Origin of the sequence: Pedobacter sp. (assembly GCF_035566355.1) — a bacterium.
GTDB lineage: Bacteria > Bacteroidota > Bacteroidia > Sphingobacteriales > Sphingobacteriaceae > Pedobacter.
Genome location: NZ_DATMRL010000416.1, coordinates 1 through 4,279, shown reverse-complemented (window position 1 = coordinate 4,279; position 4,279 = coordinate 1). Strand labels below are relative to the sequence as shown.

General features: G+C 43.6%; 2 protein-coding genes. Both read right to left on the bottom strand.

The genetic code is table 11. From position 1 onward, the window contains the following. Nucleotides 1-2,825: SusC/RagA family TonB-linked outer membrane protein (locus VNZ46_RS16140; protein ID WP_325561093.1), on the bottom strand; the 2,825-nt coding region annotated here is incomplete at its 3' end. A gap of 145 nt (nucleotides 2,826-2,970) precedes the next feature. After that, nucleotides 2,971-4,062, bottom strand: coding sequence for a FecR family protein (locus VNZ46_RS16135; RefSeq protein WP_325561092.1), 1,092 nt, complete (start codon nucleotides 4,060-4,062; stop codon nucleotides 2,971-2,973). Nucleotides 4,063-4,279 lie beyond the last annotated feature (217 nt).

Genomic DNA, 4,279 nt, shown 5'->3' with positions numbered 1-4,279 from the left:
TGCCCTTTGGCGTTGCGCATATAATCATACGCCATGACCTGAGGACCTGATTTACCCACTACCAGAGCCAGATTAGCATTAAGCGGACGGTACGTCCCAAAAGTTATATTGGAATTGGTTGTCCCGTCGGTCTGCAGGATTTTATTGGCTACATAAGTGAAATTAAATGCCGGTGTCCACCCAAAATCACTCGTTTTCACAGGTGTTCCGTGTAATTCCAATTCCACGCCTTTGTTTTGCGTAGAACCAGTACCTATATAACGGCCCGTGTATCCGGATGAAACATCAATGGTGCCATTAATGATCTCGTGATAGGTTCTACGGGAGAAATAATCCAGGTCAAGCCCCAGCCGGTCTCCGAAAAATTTCAATGCAGTACCGACTTCCACCTCCTTTAAAGTATATGGCTTCAGGAACAGATTAGGCAACTGGCTGCCAAAACCACCTGTCGGTATTCCATTAATAGATGTGCCGACACCGTAGCTTGGTGAAGTTGAATAAGCGCTTTGGATGGCGCCGCTGGTCGATGCATAAGACAACCGTAGCTTACCAAAATCAAGGCCATTGATATGACACAGATCGGAGAAAATAAAGCTCCCGGAAACCGATGGAGTAAATATACTCCGGTCAAAACTGGGCAATGTGCTGAACACATCGTAACGGCCTGCCGTACTCAAAACCAGGAAGTTTTTGATAGCAAAATCAGCCGTATAATAGGCAGAATTCGTTTGCAGGGCCGAATAACTGTAACTGTAACTATGAGTCGCCAGATTACTCAGGCTGTAAAAGAAAGGAATGATGAGACCTGTACCATTCAGGTCAATACCGTTAGAACTGCTTTTCCGGATGTTACCGCCTGCCGAAACATCCAGTTTGAGCCAGTCTTTAATAAGATCATGCTTCGCTCCGATTAACACATCGGTATTCAATTCAGTGATCTGGCTGGTCATTTGTTCTACTCTTCCCTTATCGGAGATATAAGCAGTTCCTGTAGGCTCGATAAATACCCGGGAATCGTTGATTATATCATACCCCAGCCTGGCCTGCGCGTAAAGCCAGTTCGTAAAATTATATTTGCCGGATAAAGCAGTAATAAAGCGGGCCCTGTTCTGGCTGAACACGAATTTGTAGGCAGCAAAATATGGGTTGGTAAAGAAAGTGTTGTTGGTATACTGCATTTCAGAACCATTGGGATTACTCCCCGGCGCCAGTATGTGCTGATCCACATTGGACGTCAACCATTGCACATTATTAGGATTGCTTGGACTATCACTCAGATAGGTTTTGTTTTTCGAATTTTCAACCAGATAGTTGGCTACCACGTTAATCTCTAATTTTTTGGTTGCAGAAAGCATTCCTTTAAAATTAAAGGTCTTTCTATCCAGCGAGCTGTTAGGGATCATCGACTTATTGTTCATATCCGACATGGACAAACGGAAAGCACCATTCTCATTGCCGCCGGTAAACGAGAGGGTATTCGTAAAAGTGCCGCCGGTTCTGTAAAACGACCGCCAGTTATTTACATTCGAATAAGGATAGCTTTTGCCATTAAATTGAATAACGGATGTTCCGTCCAATTTTGCACCCCATGCCAGGTTTTGTGCAGTTAAAGCATCGTTCGCAGTAGCTGGTTTCGCGCCATTCTGACCCTGGCCGTAAATATGCTGAAAATCAAGATTATTCATGGCTTTATCTGCCTGGTAATTCGTATTATATTCAACGCCGTAACCGGAATTCTTTTTTCCCGACTTGGTCGTTATGAGAATGACACCATTCGCAGCTCTTGAACCATACAATGCCGATGCAGATTGCCCCTTCAGGACAGTCAAGCTCTCGATATCGTCCGGATTGATATTCCCGATACCATCCCCATAATCAGGGCCGCCCCACTCGCTGGATTCCCCTCTTTGCGTATTATCCATCGGTACGCCATTAATAACGAATAATGGAGGACCTGCGGAAAAACTGGTCACGCCACGCAGCAATATCCGCGCAGACGATCCGGGTCCGCCATTGACACCGCTTATCTGCAATCCCGCAACCCTTCCTTCCAGTGAATAAGCTACGTTGGTTTCCCTGGCTTTATCTAAAACATTGCCATTAACAGTTGATACTGAGTACCCCAGTGCCCGTTCCTCTTTCTTGATGCCGAGAGCCGTTACAACCACCTCATTCATGCTTTTATTGGTGGTGACCATATTGACTTTTATCGAAGTCCTTCCTGCCAGTACCACCTCCTGCGTCTCCATACCAATAAAAGAGAAGACAAGTGTTTTAGCATTGTCCCCTGCATCAAAAGAGAAAAAACCGTTTTCGCCGGTAGTAGTAGCCCTGTCGGATTCCTTGACCTGTACCGTTACACCTGCAAGAGGCTCGCCTCTGTCGCCCGTTACTTTACCCGTAACAATATGTACAACATTCGCTGCATTTTCATCGGCTACAGCAGCATTCTCCGTTTTTTCTGAAATAATAATAATACCGGATTCATCAACAAACCGGTATTTAAGATTCGTTGATGCAAGTACATCTTTCAGCACCTTTGCTACAGCCGTCTCCCTCACATTGATGGTGACGATCCTTCCCGAAGGAAGAATATCATTGCTGAATGCAAAGCGATAGTTGGTCTCCTTTTCAATCGCTTTAAAGAATCTGGCAAGCTTGACCTCCTTCAGTGCGAGGGTCACTTTAGCATCCTGGGAAAATCCACCTGCGCTGACTGACATAGCGAAGACAAATAGAAGAATAGCAGTTAACTTCATGATTCTCAGAAGATTGGCTAAAGGCACGTTGGCAAAACGCCACCTGTTAGCATGATTTTTTTTCATACCTTTGTTTTGGTTTAAATTAATAATGGAAGCAGTTTTTTTTCAAGAACGGCTGCTTCGAAATTTTGACTGACAGGGGGGAATGTTTCCGCATTTACCCCTGTGTTTTTATATAGCACTCCTTTTTATTCAGAGATCCTGACTTTCATTTTGATATCACAACTTTCAATGTTTCTTCAGATTTAATTTCATAGTTAAAACTTTTGGATTCCTTCAGGAATAAAAGCACGGTCGATAATTTTTCTTTTTCAAATATTCCTGTAAACCGGTAATTGCGGACAGCATCATCTGCAAACTCAACTTTAATGCCATACCATCTTTCAAGCAATATGGCAATATCTTCAAAAGATTCATCCGTAAATACCAGTTTGTTTTGTATCCAGGCAGTTTCCTTTACCTCACCCTCCTCTGTCTTGGTAACATCCTCTACCGGGTTATTTACAGGAATCTTACTTTTCCCCGTTGGTACCGTTCCTTCGCCAGGCAGCTTCCACTGCACTTTCTGATTAGGATGAAGCACTATCTTATAATTCTTCTCTTCCTTAAGGGTCACTTCCACCAGCCCGCTTACCAATGAAGCTTCAATGATCTTTTCGTCCGGGTACGCCTTCACATCAAAAGCAGTACCCAATGCCTTTACATCCATTGCCGAAGTATGCACAATAAATGGCAGATCCTTGCTCTGTTTCACATCAAAGAAAGCTTCCCCCTCCAGATAAATATCCCTGGCGGAAACACCATAGTTCTCATCGATATGTATCTTACTGCCTGCATTCAGGGTAACAATGCTCCCATCCGGCAATTGAATATTCTTTCTTTCCCCATATGCTGCTGCAAATATTTTCGGAACTTCCTTTTTGCCGCGATTCAAATAATTAATAATAAAAAAGAACCCAATCGCCACAGCTGCAGCCGGAATCATCCATTTAAGCAGCGGGGAGACAACATTTTTTGGCTCCTGCTCACCCGATCCCTCCATTTTTACGACCAGGGCTGGTTCAACAATGTTTACCCTGTTCATTAGCAGGTTCTCCTGCTCATCCAGGTTAACCATCGCCATCGCATTAAATAACTCAATAAATCTTGCTCTCGCACTTTCCACAAGCTCCTGGCGCCCGGGATTGTCCCTCATATAGGATTCCCATTGGGCTATGTCCTCCGGTGATGATCTTTTACAATAATTAATAAAAGATTCATCAGCCAATAAATCGGCTATGCTCATTTTATCTGACTTCATAGTGATGGCTTAATAAGGCTTTAATAAAACAGAGCGTCTCGAGAGCAATTTTTACCTCTTTTTTGAAAAGAAAATTTTCTGCCCCTGAAACCGAAGGAGGAATCGCGGTCATTCTTAATTATGGATGTCTGACAATCAGAGAGGTAGATGCAATTAAGGCAGATAAAATAACAGAAAGTGCAGCGCTATTGGAATGCTGCCCCTTATCGATATCCAA

Excerpts from the sequence above, each read along its gene's own strand:
- VNZ46_RS16135 (WP_325561092.1), bottom strand. The coding sequence starts at position 4,062 with ATGAAGTCAGATAAAATGAGCATAGCCGATTTATTGGCTGATGAATCT.